Raw genomic sequence first — 23,698 nt, forward strand, 5'->3', positions numbered from 1 at the left:
GTGGATGAGCCCCATGCTGCGATTCTGACTCTGAGATCAAAAGGTAGCCCTATCCAGTGACCAACCACGTTCCGCGCCTGCTCAAGCTGGCAGGCCCCATGATACTTTCCACCTCAGCCATCACCTTGATGCAGATCGTGGACGCCATCGTGCTGTCCCGGTATTCCAGCGCCGCGGTGGCGGCCATCGGTCCCGCGGGACTCGCTGTGATCCTGTTCCAGGGTTTTCTCTTCGGTACGGCCGGCTATGCCGGCACCTTCGTGGCCCACAGCCACGGGCGAGGCGATGCGGCCGGAGTGCGCAAATCGGCCTGGCTCGGTATCCATACCGCTCTCGCCTCCGGGGGCCTCGCCATTGCGGTGGCCTGGCCAGTCGGCCAGCTGTTCCGATTGGCGGGGCACACCCCTGACGTCGCCGCCGACGAGATAAGCTACTTCACCATCTGCATGGCCGGCTCACTCTTTCCGGTACTGAGTTCGGCGCTGGCCGGCTGGCTCTCCGGCATCGGTCGCCCGGTCATCGTCACCGCGGTGACCTTTTTCTCCTTCGTGATCAACGCGCTCCTGGCGTGGGGACTGGTCTTGGGTGCCTGGGGTTTCCCGCGGTTGGGGATCGCCGGCGCCGCGCTCGCCACCGTGTCGGCCCAGGGTGTTGCCGCGCTCCTCTACGCCGCCATCTTCGTGGTCGGCCGCGGCTACTCCGACCGCAGCGCCCGGCGCCTGGACCGCGTTGAATTCTCCCGCTTCCTGAAACTCGCCATGCCAATGGGACTGCGCATAAGCGGCGAGCTCTTGGCCTGGACCCTGTTCCTTGTCGTGCTCGGCCGGTTGGGGACGGTGGAACTGGCTGCCTCCAGCATCGCTTTCCGGATCAACGGCATGGCCTTTTTCCCTGCGCTCGGTCTGGGCCAGGCGGCGGGCATTCTTGTCGGGCACGCGCGCGGGGCAGGGGAGGACGACGAGGTCCCAGCCATCGCCTCGCAGTCGCTGCTGGTGTGCGAGGTCTGGATGCTGGTGATGGCGGTGCTGTTCGCCACCTGCTCGGCGCCGCTCATCTCCGTCTTCGCCGGTCACGGCCCGGAGTCTGTCCGCATCGTCGAGACCGGCTCCATCATCATGAAGTTCGTCGCCTTTTACTGCCTCTTCGACGCCGCTAACGTCATGACCGGCTGCGTCCTCTCTTCCGCCGGCGACACCAACTGGGTCGCCCGCACCTTCGTTTATTCCTCCGCGGGGTTCCTGCTTTTCCTGTGGCTGATCGACAGTTTTATGCCCGGCTTGGTTGCCGAGTGGACCCTGGCCACCTGCTTCGTCCTATTCACCGCCGTAATCTGGTCGCTGCGCTTTCGCTCCGGCGCCTGGAGAACGATCCAGGTGCTGCACGACTCGCACTGAGGCTGCCCCGGACAGTCACCGCCATTCCCCCCTGCCTTTGCTGTAGTATCCTCTTCTGTAGCGGCCTCTGCAGCTTCCTCTCCGTCAAGTTTATATCCCAGTACGAGCCTCCGTTTGACAGCGTCCTGTCTCATAATGTTGTTCATAAACAGTGTGTTATGAGTTAAGTTGTTTTCCCGTTGCCAATCGCGACAACAGAGTAATACAAAAACCTACCACTGTGCTGTGCAATTAAGATAAATTTTCTTGACTGCTTTGGTTGAATAAGCTACAACGTCACTCAAGCGTACATCGGTGGTTTTATACGACTGCCGCTCATGGAACCGAATCGCATCTGGAAAGGAAGCCCCAATGACTGCTGTGCCTGAAGTCCCCGCCAACGCAACCGCCCAGGAGATCCTTCGCCTCGGCCTTGAAGCCGCCCATGGTCCCGTGAAACTTGCCTGCTCTTTCTCGCTGGAGGATGTCGCCATCATCGAACTGGCCAAGGAGGCCGGTCTGGAGATCGGCGTGTTCGCCCTCGATACCGGCAGGCTCAACGAGGAAACCTACGAGGTGGCCGACGCCCTCACCGAACGCTATCGGATCCAGATCGACTGGTATTTCCCGAAGCACGAGGCGGTGGAGAAACTGGAGCGCGAGAAGGGGCTGTTCTCCTTCCGAGAATCCCTGGACAACCGCCACGAGTGCTGCCACATCCGCAAGGTGGAGCCGCTGGGTCGCGCGCTGCAAGGGCTCGCCGGCTGGATCACAGGCATGCGTCGCGAGCACAACGTCACCCGCACCGACCTGAAGGCCATCGAGTTGGACCAGTTGAACGGCGGCATCCTGAAACTGAACCCGCTGCTGGACTGGAGCGAGGTGCAGCTTACGCAATTCGTCGAGCAGCGCCGCCTGCCGCAGAACCGCCTCCTGAAGCAGGGCTACCGCTCCATCGGCTGCGCCCCTTGTACCAGGGCGGTCCAGCCGGGCGAAGATGCCCGTGCCGGGCGTTGGTGGTGGGAAAACCCTGAGCACAAGGAGTGCGGCCTGCATCGCAGGTAACAGGGTAGGGGATGACGCGCCCGGTGCTGTTAATGTACCGGCACACGAAGATCGATACGGGATAATGCCATGAAGAAAAATCTGACCCATCTGCAGCAACTCGAAGCCGAAAGCATTCACATCATCCGCGAGGTGGTGGCCGAGTTCGATAACCCGGTGATGCTCTATTCCATCGGCAAGGATTCCGCGGTGATGCTGCACCTGGCCCGCAAGGCCTTCTACCCGGCACCGCCGCCGTTTCCGCTGCTGCACGTCGATACCACCTGGAAGTTCCGCGACATGATCGATTTCCGCGGCCGCATGGCCAAGGAGTCCGGCATGGAACTCCTAGTGCACGTGAACGAGGACGGGGTGAAAAAGGGGGTTTCCCCCTTCACCCACGGCTCCGCGCTCTACACCGACGTCATGAAGACCGAGGGGCTCAAGCAGGCGCTGGACAAATACAAGTTCGACGCGGCCTTCGGCGGCGCGCGCCGAGACGAGGAAAAGTCCCGCGCCAAGGAGCGCATATTCTCCTTCCGTAGCGCCAACCACCGCTGGGACCCGAAGAACCAGCGCCCGGAGCTCTGGAGCCTGTACAACACCCGCATCAAGCCGGGCGAGAGCATCCGCGTCTTCCCGCTCTCCAACTGGACCGAACTGGACATCTGGCAATACATCCACCTGGAAGAGATCCCCATCGTGCCCTTGTACTTCTCCGCGGTGCGTCCGGTGGTCGAGCGCGACGGCATGCTGATCATGGTCGACGACGACCGGTTGGAACTACAGCCGGGCGAGCAGGTCGAGTACAAGTCGGTCCGCTTCCGCACTCTGGGCTGCTATCCGCTTACCGGCGCGGTCGAGTCCGAGGCCGACACGCTCCCCGAGATCATCCAGGAAATGCTGCTCACCCGTACCTCCGAGCGCCAGGGGCGCCTGATCGACCACGACCAGGCCGGTTCGATGGAGAAGAAGAAACAGGAAGGGTACTTCTAATGGCACATCAATCAGAACTGATCGAGAAAGATATCCTTGCCTACCTGAAGAGCCAGGAGGAAAAGTCGCTGCTCCGTTTCATCACCTGCGGCAGCGTTGACGACGGCAAGAGCACCCTGATCGGGCGCCTGCTGTGGGACTCCAAGATGGTCTTCGAGGACCAGTTGGCGGCCCTCGAGGCGGACAGCAAGAAGGTGGGAACCCAGGGGGGAGCCATCGACTACGCGCTTCTTCTGGACGGGCTGCAGGCCGAGCGCGAGCAGGGCATCACCATCGACGTCGCCTACCGCTTCTTTTCCACCGACCGTAGGAAGTTCATCGTCGCCGACACCCCCGGGCACGAGCAGTACACCCGCAACATGGTCACCGGCGCCTCGACCGCCAAGGTGGCTGTGATCCTGGTCGACGCGCGCAAGGGGCTCTTGACCCAGACCCGCCGCCATAGCTTCCTGGTCTCCCTGGTGGGGATCAAGCACATCGTCCTGGCCATCAACAAGATGGACCTGATCGGCTACGACCAGGAGAAGTTCAACGCCATCGAGGCCGATTACCGCGACTTCGCCGCGCCGCTTGGTTTTACCAGCATCACCGCGCTCCCGATTTCAGCCTTGAACGGCGACAACATCATCGAGAAGAGCGGCGAGACCCCGTGGTACCAGGGGCCGCCCCTGTTGCACTTCCTGGAGACGGTTCAGGTCGAGGACGACCGAGACGAGCAGCCTTTCCGCCTCCCGGTGCAGTGGGTGAACCGTCCCAACCTCGACTTCCGCGGCTTCTGCGGCACCGTCGCCTCCGGCACCGTCCGTCCCGGCGACGAGATCAGGGTCGCCTCCTCCGGCCAGACCAGCAAGGTCGCCCGTATCGTCACCTTCAACGGCGACTTGGATGAGGCGGTGGCAGGGCAGGCGGTAACGCTCACCCTGGAGGACGAGATCGACATCAGCCGCGGCGACATGCTGACCCGCCCCGAGGCGCCGCCGCTTTACACCAGGCACCCCGAGGCGCACCTGGTCTGGATGCACGACGAGCCGTTGCAGCCCGGCCAGCTCTACCTGGTGAAGACCGCCACCGGTATCACGCCGGGCCGCGTGACCGCGGTGCAATACGCGGTGGACGTGAATACCTTGGAGCAGAAGCAGGTCTCCACGCTGGGGCTGAACGAGATCGGCCTGGCGCGCATCGAGCTGGACCGCCCGGTTTCCTTCGATCCCTACGGTGCCAACCGCGACACCGGCAGCTTCATTCTTATTGACCGTTTCACCAACGCGACGGTGGCGGCAGGCATGGTGCTCAACGCCCCCGACGAGTCGCAGCGGGCACACCTGTCGGCAGAGGAGAGCAACCCGTGGGCTCCGCGGCACATCACCTTGGATGCCGTGGCCGCGACTAACCTGAACGTAGTCGACCTGACCGAGGAGAAGGGGTTGTTCATCCTCGATCTCGCCCAGAGCATCCACGACTACCTGGGCAAGGGGAACCGCATCCTGATCCGGTTGCGGGATCTGTCCCAGCTCGAGCCTGTGGCGCAGTTGGCCTACGACCATGAGCTCGCTTTCGAGTTCGACCGCAGCGGCGATGGCGTAAGCATCCTGCTCTTCAAGCGCGGGACCACCCCGGTCAAGGGGTACGGCGACGACGGCACCGGCATCTAGCGACGCCAACGAAGAGGCCAAGGTCTGCAAAACATTGCCCCTTGGCCTCTTTTGTTTTACCATCTCGCAGATCGATCGGTCGGACCAGCCTGCCGCCTGGCCGCAGCCTCCCGGAGGACAACCTATGGACCCCATCTACCTCGACTACAACGCCACCACTCCGGTTGATTCGGCGGTGGTCGATGAGCTTCTGCCTTTTCTCACCACGCATTTCGGCAACCCCTCCAGCAACCACCCTTACGGCAAGATAGGGAAGGACGCGGTGGAACTGGCACGGGGGAGGGTGGCGGCGGCGCTCGGCTGCACCCCCTGCGAGATCATTTTCACCAGCGGCGGCACCGAGTCCGATAACCAGGCCCTGATCGGCACCGCCTTCGCGAACCGGGAGCGCGGCAACCACATCATCACTTCCTCGGTGGAGCACCCCGCCGTGCTCAAACCGCTGCGCTGGCTTGAGGAGCAGGGCTTCGCCGTGACCTACCTGCCGGTGGACGGCTTTGGGTGCGTCGATCCCGACCAGGTGCGCCAGGCGATCACCCCGCAGACCATCCTGGTGAGCGTCATGCACGCCAACAACGAGGTGGGCTCGATCCAACCGCTCGCGGAGATCAGCGCCATCACCCGGGAACGCGGTGTCCTGCTGCACACGGACGCGGCGCAGTCGGTGGGGAAGATCCCGACCCTGGTGGACCAGTTGGGGGTGGACCTGCTCACCGTCGCCGGGCATAAGCTCTACGCCCCCAAAGGGGTGGGCGCCCTTTACATTCGCCAAGGGGTGCGCGTGGCGCCCTACTTGCACGGCGCTGGACATGAGGGGGGATTGAGGGCGGGGACCGAGAATGTCCCCTACATGGCGGCCCTTGGGAAAGCGATGGAACTGGCGGCGCAGCGTATCGCCGCCGGGGAGCCGGGGAAGGTAGCAGTCTTACGGGATCGCCTGCACGCCAAGCTTCAGGAGCTGGCCGGCGGCGTGTTCCTAAACGGACCGGAAAAGGAGCGCCTGCCCAATACGTTGAACGTGAGCTTCGAGGGTGTCGTGGGAGCGGACCTTCTGGCGCGCCTTCCGGAGATCGCGGCCTCTACCGGCTCCGCCTGTCACGACGGTAAGGGAGAGCTGTCCGGCGTGCTCAAGGCGATGGGGCTCTCCCGGGCGCAGGGTTTTGGCGCCGTGCGCCTAAGCCTTGGCCGCCTCACCAGCGCGGAGGAGGTGGACCACGCCGCCGCTCTCATCGCCGCCAAGGTGAAGGAAATCCGCGCATCGTGATCTGGGTGTGCCCGGACGTCGGTGGGCAACTCCACTAAAACATCCTATTCGAGCCGGGTGAGGTAGGCGTCCCGGGTCAGCCAGAGCTCTTCCATCCGGTACATGTGCCAGTGATCGTGCATGAGGATGTGCCTGACGAGGGTGTACAGCGAGTACGCCTCGTATTCCGGATGGGTTCCCGTCCTGCGCCACGTTGTCTCGTCCAACCCTTTCAGCAGTTCCAACTGCCTGGTCCGCAAATTCCCGAACTGCTCCAAAGCCGCCGTCATTTCCAAGCGCGCCGGAGTGTCCGGTTCCTCCGCCCCTTGACCGGGAAGGTAGGGGACGAATTCCGGGTGCTCCTCCTTCAGAAAACGCTCGATCCTCTGCAGCAGCATGGGCTGCACCTCGGCCAGGTGGCTGACGTGCTCGGTTATGGTCCAGAAGCCGTCACCTCTGCGTACATCGAGTTTCTGCTCCGGAATGCTCCGGACCAACTGGGTCAAAATGTTGGGTGTCCTTTTCAGTGAATCGAGAAGATCTGGGATATCGCGCATTGCTTCCTCCTTGCCTTACCATAGTCTGACATCGTATGAGATATTACGGGTGCCGCCAGCCTAAAATGTTGACTTAGATCTTGAAAGGTACTAGATAGTGTCCGTGTGGGCAACTGTGCAATGCAATGAGGATGGAGGATGGTGTCATGAAATGGATTTTGGTGCCGGTTGTTCTTGCCGGCTTTGCCGGGGTTGCCTTTGCCAACGGCAAAGACTTCATGGAGTTTCGGAATAGCAAGGGGACGGTCATCTTCTCACATGCAAAGCACGAGAAGCTTGCCTCTGGTGAATGCAACTACTGTCACGAAAATGGGGTCGGTGCCATCAGGAGTTTTGGCAAGGCCTACGCCCACCGGGTCTGCATCGGGTGTCACGAAGCCGAGGCAGGCAAGATGGAAGGACCGACTACCTGTGAAGGGTGCCACATGAGCCGTTAATTTGACCTTGTGCATTGAACCGACTCAGTCAAAAAGGATCGAATTGATCTTTTTATGTTGACTTCGACTGTCGTCGCGGTGTAAAAGTAGATAACTTCTATTTCGGGAAAGGAGATCAGGCTATGTGGACCTCTAAGTTTGCTATTCGCCCTGTATCGCACTGCAAAGAAGGTTGCAGAATTTAGCCCGTCTCCAACGAGGCGGGCGTCCCTTACCCAAAGAGCCCCGGCAGCGATGCCGGGGCTCTTTGTACTTTGTAAGCTCTTTTCAGGCAATCCCCAGCGCCAACAACGCCGCCAGGGTTGCGCCGCTTACCGTGACCCAGAGCGTCACGCCTTGCAGCATGGGACGTAGTCCCACTCTCTTGAACACTTCCCTGCTCAGCCCCAACCCCACCAGGAAAAGCGATATCTTGAGGCAATGTGTGGCCAATACCGCGACCTGATCCCATTGTGCTCCATAGGCCGGTAGAGCGGTCCTGACAGTTGCCGCTAGAAGAAACCCGATGATGAAAAAAGGGATGCTGATTCTCTCCCTCGATCCCCTCAACAGCGCGAAGCACAGTACGACCGGCGTGATCCAGATGGCACGGGCCAGTTTGACCGTGGTGCCGACCTTGAGGGCTTCAGCCCCGTAGGCTGAGGCGGCACCGACGACGCTGCTGGTGTCGTGGATGGCAAGGCCTGCCCAGGTTCCAAAGACGTCCTGCGGGAGGGCGAGTAGGTGTCCGATGAAAGGGAAAAGCAGCAAAGCGACAGCATTGAGCGTGAAGACGGTGCCGAGGGCGACCGCGGTTTCGTCGTCCCTGGCGTCCAGCACCGGAGCCATCGCGGCTATCGCACTGCCTCCGCAGATGGCGGTCCCTGCGGAAATCAGCACCGAGGTGTTGCTGTCGTTGCCAAAGAATTTTCCCAGTAGCCACCCCGCACTGAGGGTACAGCAGATGCCGATGATGGTGTAAACCAGACTCGCCTTCCCTGTCTGCAGTACTTCCCCTATCTCCAGTCCGAAGCCAAGTCCCACCACGGAAAGCTGCAGCATGATCCGGCTCAACCGTGCCGTGCACGGCAGCCATGGGCTACCGAAGGTCAGGGCATAGGCAATCCCCAAGGCGAGGGAGATTCCAGTGCCGCCCCATGGTGTGGCGGCTGCTACAAGGCACAATCCCAGGACTACTTTCCGAATATCTACTCTCCGCATTTTCCCCTCCCGTATGTGGAAATCATGGTCGGATCATATCGCTCTTGATATATAAATAAAAATGAGTAATATATTTGTATAACATTAATTAAACTTATGTGACGGGGCTGACATGGCGATCACGTTGAGGCAGTTGGAGATCTTCGAGAAGGTGGCGGTGTGCGGGCAGGTGACCCAGGCCAGTGGTCAGCTGCTCTTGACACAGTCCGCGGTGAGCATGGCGCTCGCGGAACTTGAGAGGCTGGCGGGGGCGCCGCTTTTCGAGCGTTCTGGACGGCGGCTCTTTTTAAACGATCGCGGGCGGCAGTTGCTCCCCGAGGCACGCGAGGTGCTGGCAAGGGTACGCAGGATTGAGCAGTTCCTGGAGGAATCGATCGGGACACCGGTGGGCTCACTCATCGTCGGTGCCAGCACCACCATCGGCAATTATCTTCTTCCGGCCATGGTCGGCGAGTTCTCGCGTCTTAACCCAGGCGCAAAGCCCCTGTTGCAAGTGGGCAACGCGCTGCAGATCGAGCAGGGGGTCGAGGCGGGCGAACTCGACCTGGGGCTCATCGAGGGGCTGCAGCACCTCCCATCCCTCACGGCTGCGCCTTGGAGGCGGGATGGATTGGTGCTGATCGTAGGGAAGGATCATCCGTGGGCATCGCTAGGGCGGGCGACGCCGGACATGCTCAAGGACGCGGCATGGATTATGAGGGAGAAGGGATCCGGAACACGGGAGATCTTTGAGACCGCCATGGAGAGGGCAGGAATAAGCTACGCGGTGGCTCTTGAATTGGGTCACACCGAGGCGATCAAGAAGGCTGTGGAGGCCGGGTTAGGGGTGGGATGTATTTCGCGCATGGCCGTGCAACGTGAACTCGACCATGGGTGGCTGTGCGAGGTGGCGAATCCGGTGGATCTGCAACGGACCCTGTTGATCGTAACCAGGAAAAACGACTATCGCAGCGCGCTGTTCAAAGTTTTCCTGGACCTGCTGGAAAGCAAAAGGGATCTTTAGCTGACGCACCAGCGCTCCTTGTCGTTTGGGTTCAGGGTAGGGAGAAATAGAAGGTGGCGCCCTGGCCGGGTTCGCTTTCCGCCCAAACCTCGCCTCCGTGCCGCTTGACGATCCTCTCTACCGTCGCCAGCCCGATACCGAAGCCTCCCGCCCTTTGTGCCCCCGGCAGACGCCGGAAGGGAACGAAAATCTCCTTGGTCTGCGCCGCGTCAAAGCCGATGCCGTTGTCTCTGACGTAAAAAACGCGCCGCTCCTCACGCATGGTGCTGCCGAATTCAATCAGCGTCTCCTGGCGGCTAGCCGAATATTTCCAGGCATTGCCGAGCAGGTTGGCAAGGACCGCCCTGAGCAACTGGTTGTCCCCCTGTGCCGACAGGCCGGGGGCGATGATGAAGGTCGCCTGCCGCTGCGGCTCCGACCGCGCCAGTTCTGCCGCAAGCTCCTCCGCCTCCCGACTGAGGTCGACCGTTTCCTGCTTCGGTTCCGCGTGTGCCATTTCTGCGAACTGAAGCAGGGCGTTGACCAGCTTGTTCATCTTCACGGTACCCTCGTAGGCCTTCTGCAGGAAGTCGCGGCAATCGTCGTTAAGCAGGCCGCCGCAAGTCATGCTGACGGCCTGGCAGTAGCCGCTGATCAGGTTCAAGGGCTGGCGCAAGTCGTGGGCCACCGTGTAGTTGAAGGCGGTGAGGTCCCGGTTGGCGTTCTCAAGTTCCTCCGCCCGTGCCGACAGTGCCCGGTTCAGTTCGGCGATTTCCCGCTCCAGGAGCTTTCTCTCGGTAATATCGTCGATGATGGCCACCATGAAGGTGTCCTTGCCGTTTCGGTCCTGCACCATGGAAACTGTCAGCGACGCCCACACGGTTATGTTCTCGTGCACGTAGCGTTTCTCCAGAGAGTAACTGCGCTGCTTTCCTTCCAGCAGAAGCTCGTGGTGCGTTCGGCACACCGGCAGGTCTTCGGGATGGGTGAAGTCGTAGATGGTGGCCGGCACGCGACCGCTGTTGCACCCGGCGATGTCACAGTATTTGTCGTTGATGCGCAGGAAGGTGCCGTCCATCGCGACGTGCCCGACCCCGACCGCCGCTTGGTCGAAGGTTGCCTGGAGACGCTGCTCGCTTTTGCGCAGGAGCTCGTTCTGTTCGGTGAAGCGGTGCTTCAGTTCCCTCACCTTGACGATCCCGGTTACGGCGGCGTGCAGTTTGGAAAAATTTACCGGTTTGAAGATGTAGTTGCTGAAACCGAGCTCAATGGCGCGCACCAGGAAGCTGGTATCGCTGTAGGCGCTCACCGCTATCAGGTCGACCTCCTGGTCTACTTCCCGGATGTGGCCCGCCATGGTGAGGCCGTCCATCGCCGGCATCCTGATGTCGGTGATAACGATCTGCGGCCGGCGCTCCTTGAACAGCGCCAGCCCCTGTGCTCCGTCAGCCGCTATCAACACGGTGATGTGGGGATGTTCCTCGATAAGGAAGTTGCCGATCAGCTCCCGTGCCTCGACATCGTCTTCCACATACAGGATGCTCGTTACCCGTTCTCTGGCTGTAGGCATGTCATACCTCGATGGTGAATTCGGCGCCGCTATCCGTGTTCCGCGCGGTCAGTTTGCCGTCCATGCTCTTCTCTATGATCGCCTTGGACATAAATAGGCCGATCCCCGTCCCCTTGCCGGGCTCCTTGGTGGTGAAATAGGGGTCGAAGATCCTGTCCAGTACGTCGGCGGGAATCCCTCCCGCGTTGTCCGAAACCGTCACCACGCTTTTGTCGTCTTGTCTGCTGATCCTGACGGTAACCTTCGGATTGGTGATAGATTTTTCACGCAGCGCGTCCCGTGCATTGACCAGGATGTTGATCACCACCTGTGCGTATTCGTTGCGGTAACCCTCCGCCAGCACGGCGGCCTCTGGGTGGTGCACCTCCACCTCGATTCCCCGCAGAGTTTCCTTCACCATCGATAGTGCGCTACTGATAACCTCGCCGACGTCGAAGGGGAGCTTCGTTTTGTCCGGGTTCAGGTACGCGGAGAAGTCCTCGATGGTCTTGGACATGTGTTCGATGAGCTCGGTGCCGCGGCCCACGCTTTTCCGCACTATCTCCACGGACAGGGTGCCCCGTTCGTAGCTCCTGGCCAGGTTCTGCAGTATGAGTCCGAGCACGTTCAGGGGCTGGCGCCACTGGTGCGAGATGTTGACCAGCATTTCCCCCATGGCGGCCAGCCGGTTTTGCTGCATGAGCATCTGATCCTTGACCCTGAGCTCATCGACGGCGCGCAATCGCTCCTCGGTCTCGTTTTTCAGGTCCTGCAGGGCGCGCCTTAATTCCTCGGTACGTTCCCGCACCCGCACCTCAAGGCTGTTCCTGGCTTGACGGACGTCCTCCTCGGCCTTCTTGCGCTCGGTGATATCCAGCACGAAGCCGACACCTTCCTCAGGGGCTTCGGGCAGAGTGGCAGCACCTATGATGATGGGAACCCTGGTGCCGTTGCTGCGGAAAAACTCCTTCTCGTACGGCGTGTCCAGGCCTGTCGCCCGTAGTTCGCCCAAGGCGTACTGGTCCAGGGCGTCGAACTCGGGTGGGGTGAGCTCGCTCCACTTTATCGTGCCTGCTTCCAGTTCGGCGCGGCTCCGTCCCAGCATTCTGAGGAAGGCGTCGTTGGCATCCAGGACGTCCCCGTGCATGTTCCAGTAGATGAGGCCGATCATGCCGGAGTCGAAGATCCGCCGCAGACGAGCTTCTGCCTTCTTGGGCTCGGTGATGTCCAGGGTGGCCCCGATCACCCGTGTCGGCTTTCCAGCGGCGTCGAAAAACACCTGTCCCCTGGCCATGAGCCAGCGTTCCTTGCCGTCCTCGATGCCGATGGTGCGGTATTCCGCTCGGTAAAAGCCGCCGCTATCCGGCTGCAGTGCTCTCTTGAGCGCTTCCTGTGCCTCCGGACGGTCTTCCGGATGGACCGCAGACATTAACAACTCGTAGCTTTCCGTCGCATCAGGTGACATCCCGAAGTTTCTCTTAGCCTGGTCGGACCAGGTGAGCTTGCCGGTTTGCGGCTCGAATTCGAAGGTGCCCATGCCGGTGGCGTTGATGGCCATCTGCAGGGTGGCCTCGTTGTAGCGCAGCTTCTCCTCGCTGCGCGCCAGTTCCTCGGAGCGCTTGGCGAGTTCCTCGCTCTTTTCCTGCTCGTTGCGCGCCAGTTGCACGTAATCGGCAAGGAGACCGAACAGCATGACCAGTGAGCCGATCACGACGATATTACGGCCCAGGTAGAAGGGGAGGTTAAACCAGTTCGCCCCCAACGCGTTCATGGCTACGGACGAGGTGGCTGCCAGTTGTGACAAAGCCGTAAAGGCGAAAAGGCGGTCTCCGGTATCGAGGTAGGTGGCGGTGGCTACCACGGCGCTGGTGAAGAGCATTGCCGCCAGAAAAAGCAGCAGGGCGACCTCCGCCTCCGTGAACCGCCCAGCCACCACCATGATGGGGAGCGCGTGATCGAATTTCACCAGGGCAACCGCCGCCAAGGTGACCGCCCCCATTGCCGTCACGGCCAAGATCCAGGCGGAACGTCTGTCCCGGGGGACCGGGATGTGGGGAGCGGCTATCACGCATGCCGCCAGGCTCGCCATCTGCAGGTTCACCAGCCAGGGGGACACGCTGGGCATAGTTTCGATGATGCCGCGATTGCCCGGCAGGGTCGGGAATACCAACAGGCGGAAAATTGAGAATATGGAATGGGCGAGATAGGCGATCCCGATCCAGAAGGGTGCCGGGTACCTGAGCACCTGGTGCCGGCCGAGGGCAAGGAAAGCGACACAGAAGGAGCAAAGGGCAACGAAGGTATGCACCGTCGGCAGATACCACTGCACCACTTCGAACCTGGTCGGCGGGGAAAATAAATACACGAAGACGTTGAGCAACCCGAGCAGGGCGGCCACAACGACTATCACTGCGTAGAAGGACCGGTCCGGCCTTGTGAAGGTGAGGCGCCCTGGGGTCACGAAGATCCGCCTGTTGTAAAGACTGCTGTGATGGGTGGACTGGTCTGACGAACTGGGATGGTGTTGGGTGTATTAGAGCTTGGTAATTATATACGCGTCGAGGTTGTAGGCAACATATTGAAAGGATGAGGTGGCGGGGCTGGTCAAAGTGGTGCGGTTAGAATTATCGGGTACCTGATGAAGAAGCGGGACAGCTACAGAGCAGTCCCGCTTCCGGTTGCAGACGGTGTCATCGTTTCACTTTGCCGGACGGTGTCGCCGTCAATGCAGACCCCTCGGTGGGGTCACGTTCGGCGGTGTGTTGCGCCCACCGCTCGTGTAGTGGCGCCGTCAACGCCACATCGGGCCCTTCCGCCGGGTCGCGCCCCGGGGTGAAATCCTCGTTGATAACTGGCTGCAGGTTGGAGGGTTTCCCTTCGTGGGAGGTTGATACCAATTGCTGGGCCAAGTGTTGTCCCCCTATCGATCCATGGTGCTGGCGGTCCAGTTCCGCCGCAGGGTTTACGTGCCTGATTTGCTGGTGACCGTGTCTTTTCATGATCGACCTCCTCGCTCCGCCTCCTGCCTCACGAGCTTCTCATCACACTCCTTTGATTTTACGCCTTCTTAGCATGCGGTTGGGGTAATAACCTCTGCCAACTGTTCGGGCGAGGGACCAGGCAGAGGAGACGCAGAAGTGGCTCGGCTATCACAAGGTAGTGGCAGGTGGAGTAGGGGGGCGATAACGGGAAAAGACAGTCGTCGGAGAACAAAAAAAGGTCCGGCGAGTTGCCGGACCTTTTTGATTGATGGTGGAGCTGATCAGGATCGAACTGACGACCTCTTGAATGCCATTCAAGCGCTCTCCCAACTGAGCTACAGCCCCATTGTCTCTCGCGGATCGAAGGAAGAAAAAAGAGGTTAGGCTAACGCCCAACCTCTTGATCTTTTGGTGCCGAAGACTGGACACGAAACCAATCTTTGTAAGCCCTTGATCTTGCGAGGTATAGAAACTACACAAGTTTTCTTGTGTGCCCTAAATTGTGCCCCAGAGATACCACGTAAAACGCAGCGTGTCAACAGTGGAATAAGCTCTCTGAGCGATCATCACCCGATAGCAACTCCGTCAAATCATCTGATAAATAATATAAATATATGAATGTCTGTTATGTGTCAGGTGTTACCCTGACTCTCTCCGCTCCGACATCCTCCTCCCAGATCTAGTACACGTCACCCAGCTACATTGACTCCAGCCAAGACGGGGAACTCCCACACGCCCTCTTTCCTTAGCCAGAAGTTACTAGCCTGCCCCGTCACAGATTTTTTTTTTGAATCGGCGGCAGAAAGTGACCGCTTGTTTGTACATAAAAGTATGAGACGAAGAAAAATTTAAATTTTCGCGGAAAATTTGACCTCTCAAATGTATATAGCTTCTATGAGAGGAGAAATTTCTGACAATTGCCATGCGCTCCATCGTTGCACTCGGTGGAGGTCGCCGCGATCAGGTGCAACATCTGCCCCTCCAGAGGGCCGCTTGGCCGTGCGAGTCGGCAAAGTGCTCGGAATCCTGGCTTGTGCTGGGTGACCATGACGACATACTTGTATCCACTGAATTGGAGGAGGAGATTGGTTGTAAATCACATACATGGATTGCTTGAACCGTGGGAGTGGACTTGGTTTGCTACGGTGAGACTTCCCAGAGATCGACGGTTGACTGACGGCCACTCGCTGTTCATCGAACATGTTCTCAGGCCCATCACGAGGTTGCTACACACCCGCGTCGGGTCAATCTCAGTTAGTTCCTACGGTCACACTGGTGACTCTCACGCTCACCTACACGCCGCGATCCTAGCAGCAGATCCTGGAGCACTGGGAGATCCAGCCCACACCCTCGAACGTCTCCGTTCCACACGAAGCAGCTTGTTGTCACATCGGGACGCACTGGACCTCCGGCCCTATGTCCCAGAGTGGCACGGCCACTACATTGAAAACCACGCAGTATCCACCGCAGACATTAACTACTACGATGCCAGACTCCTGGCAAACCTCAGAAGGAGCAGCACTACATGAACCACGACAGACTCATCCGCAGCATCATCAACAAGTATTCGGCCCAGCCCGAAGTTCAAAGCGACATCCGCAAGGTACTGAAGTATGCCTCTTCTCAAACGAGGATGTTCTTGCAACCGATCATCGACAACGAGCCGACCAAACAGAAGACCTCCGCCGTATTCGCAACTGAGGACTTCGAGGCCAGCGAAGCCTTCACTGAAGCCATCCGCGAGGACGCTGTGACTCTCATCAAGGCAATCACCGCCCAGGTTGTTCTGGGTGCTGAGACTTTTGCCCCAGTGAAAGCCGCTCTCGATCAGAAGTACGAAGACCGCGCAGACGTGCGGAACTACCTCTGCAACGCAGGCCGGGTGATCCTGGAAGAGATCGAGAGTCTACCGCAGCAGGATCTTCTCAAGCTCCGTCAAGGAGCGGCGTAATGACTCCCAACCTGAAAGCCTACATCGACCGCACCGCCAAAGAGATCCGCAAAGAAGATCCCGAAGCAGTCGCTCACCTGGACGACTTCGAGTTAAAGGCGTTGATCCTGGACAAGACCCGCCAACACGCCAATGAAGAGGCCGACACCATGATAGCAACGGTCACCATGACTGAGATCGTCAAGGCCCTCCGCGTACTGGCGAACCAACGCTAACCGCTTCCGCAGCTTCAGCAACTGCGGCCCACCCGGCGGGGATGCGCCGGGTTCTCCGAGGCGGCGAGGGTGTCATTCCCCTCGCCGCCTACATATCGAAAACTAAAAGGAACACAAATGACATACATCACAACTGGCAACTCTTCTTTCGATACGATTCCTGCCGACCTCAGCCCCATCGAGGTCTTCACCACTAACCCGCTCTATGAGATCGACCCCGGCCATATCGTGCGCGATACGGTAGGCCGTCGGTTCACCGTTGGCAAGATAACCCTCGTCGGCAAGAACGTCTACAGCGTCTACCTCATCCCGATCCCCCAGGAGGTAGCCAATGCCTAAGCAAGACTTCCTCGTCGGCTGGACTGCAGACCTCACAGACGGCACCACCCGGCGCGGCACTGTCGCCGTACCTGCCGAAGATCCGAACAAGGCCTGCTCCCTCGTCGCTGGCATGATCCGCTCCAAGTTAGGCCCTGACTGCGAGGACGTATCCGTGGTCGCTTTGGGGCCTGCCTAACCCCGCACCACCGACACCCCAGACCAAACACACAGGAGCCGCCCCCGAAAAGGGTGGCTCTTGTCGTTCAAGGAGATCCATTGCAGCTCTTCCCGGTTTTCTACTCGATCCAATCCAGAGGCCGCACCGTCACCCGGCAAGTCACCGTCCCGGCTATCTCATCAACGGTAGCTGAACGTGTGGTCCGCTCCTGGCTCATGATCCAGCATCTAACCCCGCTCTCAGTCACTGCAGTCCTCTAGCTGAGGCTTCCAAATTTCGCCTACAGAGGCATTTCTTTCTCAGACCCATACCGAGGTATAGGGTAAATAGGTAAATAAGTAATCATGCTTGTTGAACACACTCTCCACGCTCCGAAGCGCCGCAACATCGAGATCCCGTATGCCGGTGATCGTAACAAATGCCCCTTCTGCGGGTCCTACGGCTTCACCCCCGGCACCCGTTGCCGGTGTGGCATCTGGAATCCATCCGAGAACAGCTACAAACGGCCCAGGCCGACAAAGCGCCGGAAGCTCCCGCCGTCTACTCTGGACATCTACAAACCGCAGTTCGACGGCCTCGCAGACCGAGACCCGCACCGAGATCATGACGAACTAGCCCCGTATCGTGCCCAGCTCGACGCGATCCACGATCCCGCAGCCGACATTGACAGCGTACCGTGGGAAGAGTAACCGGGCGCAGGCACCGCCGTCACAGAGCAGACCCAGTATTCCACCTCTGCAAACGTTTCCAGTAGTGGAAAGATTATTGGGTTTAGCTAATTAGACTTGACTGTCGATTTCTCTAATGCTAGGGTAGCCGCCACCACAACGCCCAGGAGATCCCGATGCCGAACACCACTGCCGACCCCTGCACCGCCTGCCCTAAGAACCTGGAGAACCGCCCCGAAGCCGAAGAACTCGTAGCAGAAGGACTCGTTACTTACGACATTGCCCAACGGGAACTGTGTACTGGCTGCGCCGTCATGACCACGACAAGGTAGCTTGTAGCCTGTAGATCCCAGGAAAGACAAAGGCCCCACCTCAGATAGAGGCGGGGCCTTTTGTTTGTCATAGCAAGTTGTGTGGGATTCCGAAAAAAGATTCTTGAGTGGAATGGCACGCTCGCTTCGCTCGCGCGATCCCAAGATTGTTGCGGGGAGGGATTGGCTCAGATCTACGTCTATACTCTACAGGTATAGTCGTTCCGAACCGGAACTTCCCCATTTTATCACTGAAAACCGATCTTGTCAATCATTATCTGTAAATGTGGCACGCGATATGCAAAGAGCGTCCGCCTGGACCCCAAATCGGAAGGGGCGCAGGGTGAGAGGGAATATCAATCCACTTCAGATTGTATCAAGCGATGACCTCTGAACGTATTGCACGCTATGATCGCGCCCAGAGTGCCGGGTATAACCATTGCTAATATTTCTAGCCAGGACGTAGACACCCTGTGCGGGAGCAGAAATTTTCCACCAAGACATGCCCCGGCCACGAGTGCGTACACCGCAGTAAGGGTAATAGCCACGATGTCTTGACGCTTCGGGCAGACAGCAGCTCCTACCCAGACGAACCCGAACGAGCTAATGAAACACGCCATGATGGTAGAAGCCCAGACGCCTATCGGTTGGTGCGTAACAGGACTCAATAGGTCGTTGCCTATGCGTATTACCGGATAGGACACGAGCAGTGTGGTGACTGCTGCGGGGATGAAAAACACCCATCTTAACCAGTTCGGTAGGCCGTTCATCTGTACCCTCCTTCGGGTTATGAGACTAGTTTTTCTATGTGGTGCACTGCGAGTTCCATGCTGCTCTCTTCGGTGCCATAATGCGGTGAAGCCAGATATATGAATTTCTCCTTGTTCCACCTGTTCCCTTGACCGTAGAGATAGGTTTTCCATTTCTTCTCAAGTTGACGTTTGCCTGCCCTATCAAGAACGCACCAGAGTTCGACGTAGGCCCTTTGGTGTTTCGGTAGAGCATTCGCAAGCATGATGACAGTTGTGCACTCTATGGCGACTGATCCACCTTTGAGCACTGCCAGTTCATCAGCAAATGCCAAAGCGAACCTCTGCTTGGCACTCAGTGTAAGGGTGTAGTGTGAGATATGTTTGGTGATCCACATTCCTGACAGCGTACCCAACAGAGTGAATAGCGGTGAAGTCAAATCCACAGATGCTTCTCCTTCTGACAGAGTCGCTTTAAATTTACCCTCGCATAAGTCGTTCGCAACCCCAAATGGAGTGAATATCAACTTCTACGCAGAAGTTGATATTGGTAAAATAGATATTACCGTTACAAAACAGTGACTTGTGTGATTTGGTGCCGAAGGGCTCTAATTTGGGCTTGACTGAATATCAAGTATTGGTGTATAAGGTTGCTACTTGATATTTATGGAGGGCCTACAAATGTGGAATCCGAAGAGCGCAAGCAACTCCCCCAAAGAGGGCAGCATCATCTCTGTTGAACCGATCAGGAGTCGGAAACACATAGACCTCATCAAGAAGGCCTTGGCCGACAAGCCCCGCGACTACGCCCTCTTCGTGGTCGGCATCAACACCGCATACCGGGCATCAGAACTCCTGGCCCTGACGGTGGGGAAGGTGCGCCACCTGCAACCGGGCGACACTTTCACCGTGAGGGAGCAGAAGACCAGCAAGAAGCGGGACGTGACGTTGAACAAGGCCGCATACGATGCGCTGCAGGCTCTTTTGACGATCATGCCGGATGCCGCAGACGATGTACCCATCTTCAACGGCAGGAAGGGAGACAAGGCGCTCACAGTCTCCACCCTGAATCGCTTGGTCAAAGAGTGGTGCTCTTGGTGCAACTTGCCGGGCAACTACGGCTCCCACACACTACGCAAAACGTGGGGGTATCATCAGCGGGTGACGTTCAAGCGCGATCTACCAGAGATCATGGTGGCACTGGGGCACAGTAGCCAGCGGCAGACCCTCCACTACCTGTGCATTGCAGACAGCGAGATCCAAGACCTGTTCCTCCAAGGGGAACTGTAGACGCAAGAAGGGCCACTCCTGGATCGGGGTGGCCCTCTTCGTTCTACAGCTTCTGATACAGCACCCACAACAACAAGCTGATACACCCGCCGTTAAACATCGCCCAGGTGTGCGACCCTCGCCGGTAGAACCAGACAGCAGCGCAGGCATGAATCAAGATCAACACCCCGAAGAACAGTAAGTGCATTTTACCCCCAGGTCTACCCCTTCACCTTGTCCTAAAGTCCCTCTAGAAGCGATTCTCGGAGGGGGTAGGGGCGGTCTTAGCGTGGCCGAGCGCCCCCACGCGAGACCCCTTTTGCCCACCCGCTCGTAGGATTTTTGAAAAAGTTAATTAAGTCAGTTACTTAGCAGTGGCGACAGATCCAGGCCGTAATCAAGGTGCTGCAGCAATTCGTTCTGTTCGTGCTCCTTGCCGTACCCGCCGCCGTAGGTGCCCAGTGTCAACTGCGCGTCCTTGATAAATTCCATTTTGTTCGTCAGATCCGCTGCTTCAAAGTGGCCGATGATGCTCTGGAGGATCGAGATGTTCGGCACGGTCGCCAAGTCCTTCCGCTGCACAAACCACGAGATCATTGTCATGCGGAAGCTGTGCAGGTCTTTTTCTGCCAGTTGCTCCTTGATGTAGCCTTTCAGGAACTTTTGTTTGAACGTCCTGTTGAAGTCCTTCCCGTAGTATTTGTTCCACTTTCCCTCGTAGAGGACGAGGTTGTCAAACAGTCGATCCTTGCCGCTGGCCTTCTGCGCCTCCACGTACTTCAGGAATCCCAGGCGCACGAGATCGCGGTGTATCGGTGCTTGCCGGTCCTTGCTGTTCTTGGTCTTCTGGTGGAACTCCTCGCGGTTACGGAAGCAGATCACCCACACGTCGCCGCGCTGTTCGATGTCGGCGCAGCGTAACATGCAGGCCTCGTTGGCTCGCGCCCCGGTGTATGCGAAGAGTAGGGGAAGCCAGAATGTTTCCGGCTCCTTCTCACGATCCACCCCCGCCAGTACGCCGATCATCCGTTGCAACTCCTCCTGGGTGTACGGCGTCCGAATCTTCATGCGCTTGATGTCGTCTTTGCTCCCGGCTAGGCCGTCTGCGGGACTTCCCTTGATACCGTATTCGTGAGTCTTACCGTAGTCTATCAGTGTGCTGAACTCTGTCAGGATAAAGTGCTGTGAACCACCTGAGAGACGGCCCTTACGCTTCTTGGCTAGTTCACGCCAAGGAGCAGACATATCTTTTTTCTGTAGGCTGCGCGGATATTCTTTAAGGGCATCACGAAGGTCTATGCTTACTTCCCGGTCTATGGCATCAAGCGGAACGTCTCCAATGATGTGAAGTATCTGCCGGTGAGTGGACTGGAGCCGTTTAGGGCTGCTCCAGGTGTCCATCTTATCCCTCTCGTAGATGTCAATCAGCTCCTTCAGGGACTTGGACTGCTTCCGGTTCCGGCGCTCCACATCGTAATCGGTGTCGTAGTTGCCGTTCAGGTGCTCGTTGTTCACCGTGTCGGCCTTGATCTTGGCCTTCAGCAACTCGTTGCACAGCTTCGCGTACTCCGGCGAATCGTTCCCCAGATCCAAGTCAAACTTCTTCATGAACATATCAGCCGCCCGGACAACCTGCGGCACCTCCTGTCCCTTTCTGCGCCCCAGGAGCCTCTTGCTCTTGGCGATGTCGTTCTCGATCATCTCCTGGTAGAGGTCGAATCCCTCGTCTGATTCGATTACCTGACTAAGCAGATCGTCACCATCCTGGACACGATGCTGCCGTCTGGGGTCTGCGGATATAGGCTCTCGGTTACGCTGGCGCTCGAACAGGGTAATGCTTGCGTTCAGGTAGGTGTCGATGATCTTCTGGAGTACATCGTCGGGGAGGGTGTTGGAACGAATCAAGGTGAAAATCCTCTCTGTCTCAGCAGTGAACTTGTGCAGCAGGGTCTTTGCCTCCCTGTAGCGGGTGGTGCGCAGTGTACGACGAATCTCTCTCTGTTGGAAGTGGGGCAGGAGGTCGCTGGGGATGCGCAGGCGGAACTGGTAGGTCTTGTTGATCTTGGTGAGGTAAAACAAAAGGGTCTCCTCGTGTGCCCCAGAATGTGGACATCTACGAGAAAACCCTTTTAGTTTCAGCAACCTGCAATAGTTACAACAGGTTATTTCTGATTGGTGCCGAAGACTGGAATCGAACCAGCACACCCTTGCGAGTACTAGAACCTGAATCTAGCGCGTCTACCAATTCCGCCACTCCGGCTTGCGAGAGACCTACTTATAGCAAAGGAGCCCTTCCTGTGCAAGAAAAAAATGCCTGAATGATTATCTTTTTTGGGGCGGCCGCCTAAATTATTAAAAAAACGGCGGATGCAAAAAGAGGGGCTCGGAAGCCCCCCTTGAGGTTGCTGCTATCGATGTCACAGGCTATTCCCTGACGTAGGTGTCCATGTCGGATTCGTCCACCATGGCCATGATCCGCGCGTACTCCGCCTCGATGGTGAGGAAGTGGTTGTGGGTCTCGTTGGCGTTCCACAGGAAGATTTCCTTGATGCCCGGGTCGGTGATTCTGCCGGCGGTCTCACGCAGGGCCTTCTCCAGGTGGGTCTCCTTCTCCATGGCGTACTCGAGCGCCTTCTGCTCGGTGAAGTCGGAGTCGATGGCCTTCTGGATCGAGGTGACCCACAGCGCCTCGTTTTGCGGCGGCGAGGTGATGAACTCCTCGAAGGAACCGAGATCGTTGCCGTGATAGGCCTTGAAGAACTGTGCTGCGTGTTCCTTCTCTTCACGGGCCAACTGTTCGAACAGTCGCTTGGCTTCCTTGTCCTTCATATGCTGTGCGCCGATCTGGTAGAAGTTCATCGCGTTCTTTTCGGTCTGGATGGCCTGTTTCAGTGCGTCTTGCATGTCTTTCATTCACACCCCCTGTTCCCTTGATTATCATTAAAGTCATCGGTGTAAACATTATATGGGGTGTTGTTTGGTTGTCAACCGGACCACTGTGACTGCGCAATGCCAGTGGAAATTGGGAGTGTCGCGACGAATAAGGAGGATGAGCGACGTGTAATACGTCCTGCCCAAAGATCAAAGGGGGATGAGCGTTGGTGTAACGGTAACGCTTCGGTTGTGACAGTTGTTGCAGGGGAGGGTGACCAGAAAACAAAAAAGCGTCCCGGCTGAAGCTGGGACGCTTTTTGTTTGTGTGGTGCCGAAGACGAGACTCGAACTCGTACAGGCTATCGCCCGCCACCCCCTCAAGATGGTGTGTCTACCAATTCCACCACTTCGGCAAGAAGAACCCAGTTTTTATCATCTGCTGAGTCCGAAGTCAAGAATTAAGAGAGCGGAATGACAGTTTTTATTGGCAGCAGCGGTTTCGGAAAAGGGAAGGGCGCCACGTTCGGAACGTAGGGAATGAAAAAAGCGTCCTGTCTCATGGAGCAGGACGCTTTCGATGTTTAGCTGGTGCCGAAGACGAGACTCGAACTCGTACAGGCTATCGCCCGCCACCCCCTCAAGATGGTGTGTCTACCAATTCCACCACTTCGGCAAGAAGAACCCAGTTTGTATCATCTGACGCCAGAGATGTCAACAGCAAATCTCTAATTAACTACTTTGCCGGAGCGGCGGGTGCAGCGGGCGCAGCCGGAGCTGCAGGTGCGGCCGGAGCCGCGGGTGCTGCCGCGTTGCCGGGTGCCACCGGTTTGACCGGCTGTTGCAGCGGCATGCCGCCCATCGGTGCCGGCTTGGCCTTGGGAGCCTTGGACATGATGGAGGAACCGCCGCCTTTGCCGGACACGAAGGCCAGGGAGAGGGAGGTCAGCATGAAGATGACCGCTGCGTACGTGGTCAGTTTGCTCATGAAGGTGTTGCCGCCGCCCGCGCCGAACACGGACTGGCTGCCGCTGGCGCCGAAAGATGCGCCCATCTCAGCCCCTTTGCCGGACTGCAGCAGGACCACGACGATGAGGGCGAAACAGACGATGACGTGCAGGGTTACCAGTAAATAAGTCATTTAAAACCTA

At 58.3% G+C, this 23,698-nt stretch carries 23 protein-coding genes and 4 tRNA genes; 14 read left to right on the top strand and 13 right to left on the bottom strand.

All coding sequences use genetic code 11. The features are described 5' to 3' along the window. Window positions 1-56: 56 nt before the first annotated feature. The 5 genes from JFN90_RS08310 (at window position 57) to JFN90_RS08330 (ending at window position 6,329) form a co-directional block, all read left to right on the top strand. Window positions 57-1,394, top strand: coding sequence for an MATE family efflux transporter (locus tag JFN90_RS08310; protein WP_328755438.1), 1,338 nt, complete (start codon window positions 57-59; stop codon window positions 1,392-1,394). A 351-nt stretch (window positions 1,395-1,745) separates the two neighbouring features. Next, window positions 1,746-2,438 carry a phosphoadenylyl-sulfate reductase gene (locus JFN90_RS08315; RefSeq protein WP_199394654.1) on the top strand — a complete coding sequence of 231 codons (693 nt, stop codon included), beginning with the start codon at window positions 1,746-1,748 and terminating at the stop codon, window positions 2,436-2,438. Window positions 2,439-2,507: 69 nt separating this feature from the next. Continuing rightward, the gene (gene cysD, locus JFN90_RS08320) at window positions 2,508-3,413 is read left to right on the top strand and encodes a sulfate adenylyltransferase subunit CysD (protein WP_199394655.1); all 906 of its coding nucleotides are present in this window, start codon (window positions 2,508-2,510) and stop codon (window positions 3,411-3,413) included. Further along, window positions 3,413-5,065, top strand: a complete 1,653-nt coding sequence (gene cysN, locus JFN90_RS08325) for a sulfate adenylyltransferase subunit CysN (RefSeq protein WP_199394656.1) — start codon at window positions 3,413-3,415, stop codon at window positions 5,063-5,065. Before cysD ends, cysN begins: the two co-directional genes overlap by 1 nt. 124 nt (window positions 5,066-5,189) lie before the next feature. Continuing rightward, entirely contained in the window at window positions 5,190-6,329 is a 1,140-nt protein-coding gene (locus JFN90_RS08330) for a cysteine desulfurase family protein (RefSeq protein ID WP_199394657.1), read from the top strand. Between the two features lie 44 nt (window positions 6,330-6,373). Here the strand turns inward: JFN90_RS08330 and JFN90_RS08335 are convergent, their stop codons facing one another. Next, the gene (locus tag JFN90_RS08335; protein ID WP_199394658.1) at window positions 6,374-6,865 is read right to left on the bottom strand and encodes a DinB family protein; all 492 of its coding nucleotides are present in this window, start codon (window positions 6,863-6,865) and stop codon (window positions 6,374-6,376) included. A 146-nt stretch (window positions 6,866-7,011) separates the two neighbouring features. Between JFN90_RS08335 and JFN90_RS08340 the strand changes: the two genes are divergently transcribed. Beyond that, window positions 7,012-7,302: a cytochrome c3 family protein gene (locus tag JFN90_RS08340; protein ID WP_199394659.1), complete on the top strand. Its 291-nt coding sequence runs from the start codon at window positions 7,012-7,014 to the stop codon at window positions 7,300-7,302. Window positions 7,303-7,569: 267 nt separating this feature from the next. Here the strand turns inward: JFN90_RS08340 and JFN90_RS08345 are convergent, their stop codons facing one another. After that, on the bottom strand, window positions 7,570-8,502 hold the full coding sequence (locus tag JFN90_RS08345) for a YeiH family protein (RefSeq protein ID WP_199394660.1): 933 nt from the start codon (window positions 8,500-8,502) through the stop codon (window positions 7,570-7,572). 112 nt (window positions 8,503-8,614) lie between these two features. On the opposite strand from JFN90_RS08345, the gene JFN90_RS08350 reads away from it, so the two are divergent. Next, on the top strand, window positions 8,615-9,505 hold the full coding sequence (locus JFN90_RS08350) for a LysR family transcriptional regulator (RefSeq protein ID WP_199394661.1): 891 nt from the start codon (window positions 8,615-8,617) through the stop codon (window positions 9,503-9,505). 31 nt (window positions 9,506-9,536) lie between these two features. On the opposite strand, the gene JFN90_RS08355 is transcribed toward JFN90_RS08350, so the two are convergent. The 4 genes from JFN90_RS08355 to JFN90_RS08370 all read right to left on the bottom strand — a co-directional run bounded on the left by JFN90_RS08355 (window position 9,537) and on the right by JFN90_RS08370 (window position 14,359). Further along, on the bottom strand, window positions 9,537-11,054 hold the full coding sequence (locus tag JFN90_RS08355; protein ID WP_199394662.1) for a sensor histidine kinase: 1,518 nt from the start codon (window positions 11,052-11,054) through the stop codon (window positions 9,537-9,539). Window position 11,055: 1 nt separating this feature from the next. Then, the gene (locus JFN90_RS22520) at window positions 11,056-13,494 is read right to left on the bottom strand and encodes a PAS domain S-box protein (protein ID WP_199394663.1); all 2,439 of its coding nucleotides are present in this window, start codon (window positions 13,492-13,494) and stop codon (window positions 11,056-11,058) included. Between the two features lie 229 nt (window positions 13,495-13,723). Next, complete coding sequence (locus JFN90_RS08365) at window positions 13,724-14,032, bottom strand: hypothetical protein (RefSeq protein WP_199394664.1); 309 nt, start codon at window positions 14,030-14,032, stop codon at window positions 13,724-13,726. 251 nt (window positions 14,033-14,283) lie between these two features. Next, window positions 14,284-14,359 (bottom strand) — tRNA-Ala (locus JFN90_RS08370). Window positions 14,360-15,539: 1,180 nt separating this feature from the next. On the opposite strand from JFN90_RS08370, the gene JFN90_RS08375 reads away from it, so the two are divergent. The 6 genes from JFN90_RS08375 to JFN90_RS08400 all read left to right on the top strand — a co-directional run bounded on the left by JFN90_RS08375 (window position 15,540) and on the right by JFN90_RS08400 (window position 17,679). Further along, the gene (locus JFN90_RS08375; RefSeq protein WP_199394665.1) at window positions 15,540-15,965 is read left to right on the top strand and encodes a hypothetical protein; all 426 of its coding nucleotides are present in this window, start codon (window positions 15,540-15,542) and stop codon (window positions 15,963-15,965) included. Then, window positions 15,965-16,180 carry a hypothetical protein gene (locus JFN90_RS08380; RefSeq protein WP_199394666.1) on the top strand — a complete coding sequence of 72 codons (216 nt, stop codon included), beginning with the start codon at window positions 15,965-15,967 and terminating at the stop codon, window positions 16,178-16,180. Before JFN90_RS08375 ends, JFN90_RS08380 begins: the two co-directional genes overlap by 1 nt. A gap of 117 nt (window positions 16,181-16,297) precedes the next feature. Further along, window positions 16,298-16,519: a hypothetical protein gene (locus JFN90_RS08385; protein ID WP_199394667.1), complete on the top strand. Its 222-nt coding sequence runs from the start codon at window positions 16,298-16,300 to the stop codon at window positions 16,517-16,519. Continuing rightward, complete coding sequence (locus JFN90_RS08390) at window positions 16,512-16,697, top strand: hypothetical protein (RefSeq protein WP_199394668.1); 186 nt, start codon at window positions 16,512-16,514, stop codon at window positions 16,695-16,697. The genes JFN90_RS08385 and JFN90_RS08390 overlap by 8 nt, the downstream gene beginning before the upstream one ends. Before the next feature lie 326 nt (window positions 16,698-17,023). Further along, on the top strand, window positions 17,024-17,368 hold the full coding sequence (locus tag JFN90_RS08395) for a hypothetical protein (RefSeq protein ID WP_199394669.1): 345 nt from the start codon (window positions 17,024-17,026) through the stop codon (window positions 17,366-17,368). A gap of 155 nt (window positions 17,369-17,523) precedes the next feature. Further along, complete coding sequence (locus tag JFN90_RS08400) at window positions 17,524-17,679, top strand: hypothetical protein (RefSeq protein ID WP_199394670.1); 156 nt, start codon at window positions 17,524-17,526, stop codon at window positions 17,677-17,679. Window positions 17,680-18,445: 766 nt separating this feature from the next. Here JFN90_RS08400 and JFN90_RS08405 read toward each other — a convergent pair. After that, window positions 18,446-18,853 (bottom strand): hypothetical protein, encoded by a 408-nt coding sequence (locus JFN90_RS08405; RefSeq protein ID WP_215906737.1) that lies wholly within the window; start codon window positions 18,851-18,853, stop codon window positions 18,446-18,448. 235 nt (window positions 18,854-19,088) lie between these two features. Here JFN90_RS08405 and JFN90_RS08410 point away from each other — a divergent pair, with 235 nt between their 5' ends. Then, complete coding sequence (locus JFN90_RS08410; RefSeq protein WP_199394672.1) at window positions 19,089-19,697, top strand: tyrosine-type recombinase/integrase; 609 nt, start codon at window positions 19,089-19,091, stop codon at window positions 19,695-19,697. Window positions 19,698-20,036: 339 nt separating this feature from the next. Here the strand turns inward: JFN90_RS08410 and JFN90_RS08415 are convergent, their stop codons facing one another. The 6 genes from JFN90_RS08415 to secG form a co-directional block, all read right to left on the bottom strand. Further along, window positions 20,037-21,755, bottom strand: a complete 1,719-nt coding sequence (locus tag JFN90_RS08415) for a DUF6538 domain-containing protein (protein ID WP_199394673.1) — start codon at window positions 21,753-21,755, stop codon at window positions 20,037-20,039. A gap of 94 nt (window positions 21,756-21,849) precedes the next feature. Beyond that, window positions 21,850-21,936 (bottom strand) — tRNA-Leu (locus tag JFN90_RS08420). 164 nt (window positions 21,937-22,100) lie between these two features. Further along, window positions 22,101-22,589 carry a ferritin-like domain-containing protein gene (locus JFN90_RS08425; RefSeq protein WP_199394674.1) on the bottom strand — a complete coding sequence of 163 codons (489 nt, stop codon included), beginning with the start codon at window positions 22,587-22,589 and terminating at the stop codon, window positions 22,101-22,103. Between the two features lie 287 nt (window positions 22,590-22,876). Beyond that, window positions 22,877-22,963: transfer RNA gene (locus tag JFN90_RS08430), tRNA-Leu, on the bottom strand. Window positions 22,964-23,136: 173 nt separating this feature from the next. Then, window positions 23,137-23,223 (bottom strand) — tRNA-Leu (locus tag JFN90_RS08435). A 60-nt stretch (window positions 23,224-23,283) separates the two neighbouring features. Beyond that, the gene (secG, locus tag JFN90_RS08440; protein ID WP_199394675.1) at window positions 23,284-23,688 is read right to left on the bottom strand and encodes a preprotein translocase subunit SecG; all 405 of its coding nucleotides are present in this window, start codon (window positions 23,686-23,688) and stop codon (window positions 23,284-23,286) included. Window positions 23,689-23,698 lie beyond the last annotated feature (10 nt).

The sequence above is a fragment of the Geomonas propionica genome, assembly GCF_016458235.1.
GTDB lineage: Bacteria > Desulfobacterota > Desulfuromonadia > Geobacterales > Geobacteraceae > Geomonas > Geomonas propionica.

Excerpts from the sequence above, each read along its gene's own strand:
- JFN90_RS08315 (WP_199394654.1), top strand. The coding sequence starts at position 1,746 with ATGACTGCTGTGCCTGAAGTCCCCGCCAACGCAACCGCCCAGGAGATC.
- cysD (WP_199394655.1), top strand. The coding sequence starts at position 2,508 with ATGAAGAAAAATCTGACCCATCTGCAGCAACTCGAAGCCGAAAGCATT.
- cysN (WP_199394656.1), top strand. The coding sequence starts at position 3,413 with ATGGCACATCAATCAGAACTGATCGAGAAAGATATCCTTGCCTACCTG.
- JFN90_RS08330 (WP_199394657.1), top strand. The coding sequence starts at position 5,190 with ATGGACCCCATCTACCTCGACTACAACGCCACCACTCCGGTTGATTCG.
- JFN90_RS08335 (WP_199394658.1), bottom strand. The coding sequence starts at position 6,865 with ATGCGCGATATCCCAGATCTTCTCGATTCACTGAAAAGGACACCCAAC.
- JFN90_RS08340 (WP_199394659.1), top strand. The coding sequence starts at position 7,012 with ATGAAATGGATTTTGGTGCCGGTTGTTCTTGCCGGCTTTGCCGGGGTT.
- JFN90_RS08345 (WP_199394660.1), bottom strand. The coding sequence starts at position 8,502 with ATGCGGAGAGTAGATATTCGGAAAGTAGTCCTGGGATTGTGCCTTGTA.
- JFN90_RS08350 (WP_199394661.1), top strand. The coding sequence starts at position 8,615 with ATGGCGATCACGTTGAGGCAGTTGGAGATCTTCGAGAAGGTGGCGGTG.
- JFN90_RS08355 (WP_199394662.1), bottom strand. The coding sequence starts at position 11,054 with ATGCCTACAGCCAGAGAACGGGTAACGAGCATCCTGTATGTGGAAGAC.
- JFN90_RS08365 (WP_199394664.1), bottom strand. The coding sequence starts at position 14,032 with ATGAAAAGACACGGTCACCAGCAAATCAGGCACGTAAACCCTGCGGCG.
- JFN90_RS08375 (WP_199394665.1), top strand. The coding sequence starts at position 15,540 with ATGAACCACGACAGACTCATCCGCAGCATCATCAACAAGTATTCGGCC.
- JFN90_RS08380 (WP_199394666.1), top strand. The coding sequence starts at position 15,965 with ATGACTCCCAACCTGAAAGCCTACATCGACCGCACCGCCAAAGAGATC.
- JFN90_RS08385 (WP_199394667.1), top strand. The coding sequence starts at position 16,298 with ATGACATACATCACAACTGGCAACTCTTCTTTCGATACGATTCCTGCC.
- JFN90_RS08390 (WP_199394668.1), top strand. The coding sequence starts at position 16,512 with ATGCCTAAGCAAGACTTCCTCGTCGGCTGGACTGCAGACCTCACAGAC.
- JFN90_RS08395 (WP_199394669.1), top strand. The coding sequence starts at position 17,024 with ATGCTTGTTGAACACACTCTCCACGCTCCGAAGCGCCGCAACATCGAG.
- JFN90_RS08400 (WP_199394670.1), top strand. The coding sequence starts at position 17,524 with ATGCCGAACACCACTGCCGACCCCTGCACCGCCTGCCCTAAGAACCTG.
- JFN90_RS08410 (WP_199394672.1), top strand. The coding sequence starts at position 19,089 with ATGTGGAATCCGAAGAGCGCAAGCAACTCCCCCAAAGAGGGCAGCATC.
- JFN90_RS08425 (WP_199394674.1), bottom strand. The coding sequence starts at position 22,589 with ATGAAAGACATGCAAGACGCACTGAAACAGGCCATCCAGACCGAAAAG.
- secG (WP_199394675.1), bottom strand. The coding sequence starts at position 23,688 with ATGACTTATTTACTGGTAACCCTGCACGTCATCGTCTGTTTCGCCCTC.